This is a genomic window from Fictibacillus iocasae, assembly GCF_042665465.1.
GTDB classification, from domain to species: Bacteria; Bacillota; Bacilli; order Bacillales; family Fictibacillaceae; genus Fictibacillus; species Fictibacillus iocasae.
On sequence record NZ_JBHTCP010000029.1, the window covers coordinates 1 to 1,575 of the forward strand.

The window sequence follows — 1,575 nt, forward strand, 5'->3', positions numbered from 1 at the left end:
AATTGAGATAGGGGGAGGCGCCTAGCCTCCACATCCTCTCGTACCACCGTACGTACGGTTCCGTATACGGCGGTTCCTGTTAAGTCTTACGCAGAGCATCATATCTAGCAGTTAAACTCTTCAACCCTCGGGAGAGCCAGTAGGCTTTCCCGAGGGTTATGTGTAGGATTGGACTTTTGGCAATTCTCCAGTATCCCTTTCTCGAATTTCCCCATTCATAAGCTTTATCCTTACGAACACCTAAACTGTTTAAGTTTCTAACCCGAGTCCTCGGGTTCTTCCATTCTTTCCAGCGAATCATTCGGAGTCTTCGACTTAGCCATTTCTCTAGTCCAGCTATGACCGAGCGTGTCTGAGCTAGAGAGTAATAGGACATCCAGCCCACCAGGTATTTATTTAGTTCCCGAATTCTATATTCCATAGGAATCGACCACCTTCTACTTGTCAGCTCTCGAATTTTCTTCTTGAACCGTTTGATGGAAGATGGTGATATACGAACTTTAGGTTCTATATGGTTGGTAAAGCTGAATCCTAGAAATTTTCTTTTCCATGGACGGTCGACCGCACTTTTAGCACGGTTGACCTTCAGTTTTAGTTTCTTTTCGATGAATGACGTAATGTCGTTCATAACCCGTTCGCCTGCTCTTCTTGATTTTACATAGATATTGCAGTCGTCCGCATAACGTACAAAGCGATGATCTCTGCGTTCAAGTTCCTTATCCAGTTCGTCTAACACGATGTTGGAGAGGAGAGGACTAAGGGGACCACCTTGTGGTGTCCCTTCGACGTTCATCGTTGTTAGTCCATTCTCCATCACACCGGCTTGTAAGTACTTTCGGATAAGTTTAATGAGCGACACGTCCTTTATAGTTCGTGCCAATGTTGTCATCAATCGGTCGTGGTTGACCTTGTCGAAGAACTTCTCTAAATCAATATCTACAACCCAGCGATATCCTTCTCGGATGTAAGACTGAGCGAGTTTGACTGCGTCGTGCGCACGCTTTCCTGGTCGGAAACCGAAGCTGCACGGCGAGAATGTCGGGTCGTAAATCGGAGTTAAAGCTTGGGTAACTGCTTGCTGGATGAAACGATCGGTCACGGTCGGGATGCCTAACTTCCTTACTCCTCCGTCTGGTTTCGGGATTTCGACTCGACGGACGGGAGAAGGAATATAGGTGCCTGACAGTAGAGAATCTTTCAGGTCATGCCAGTTCTCGACCATATGCGCTCGCAGGTTTTGCACAGGCATTCCGTCGATACCGTGGCTTCCTTTATTCTTTTCTACGCGTTTGAGTGCGCGCAGTGTATTCTCTCGCGACACAATTCGTTCCATCATAGATATTCCTCCTGCGTGAATGGTCTTCCTGTTTGTGTCATCTTCATTCTCCACCCTCTTGAAGTCCCCCACGGGACTCACCGTCTCCTCCTTCAAGCAGGAATTTCTTTTCTGTTTCATTGAATGAGATGTACGTGCAGGCGCCATTCTTCCTAACAAGTTCAGCCCTTCCTTCGCAAGGTGCGAAGTACTATGGCTTCTGCTGACTTCCTGCCGTTCAACGCCGTTTCACAACGACG

Annotated in this window: 1 protein-coding gene; it reads right to left on the reverse strand. The window is 47.4% G+C overall.

The window, feature by feature from the left end:
- Positions 1 to 79: 79 nt before the first annotated feature.
- Positions 80 to 1,336 carry a group II intron reverse transcriptase/maturase gene (gene ltrA, locus ACFQPF_RS11445; protein WP_379749734.1) on the reverse strand — a complete coding sequence of 419 codons (1,257 nt, stop codon included), beginning with the start codon at positions 1,334 to 1,336 and terminating at the stop codon, positions 80 to 82.
- Positions 1,337 to 1,575 lie beyond the last annotated feature (239 nt).

Excerpts from the sequence above, each read along its gene's own strand:
- ltrA (WP_379749734.1), bottom strand. The coding sequence starts at position 1,336 with ATGATGGAACGAATTGTGTCGCGAGAGAATACACTGCGCGCACTCAAA.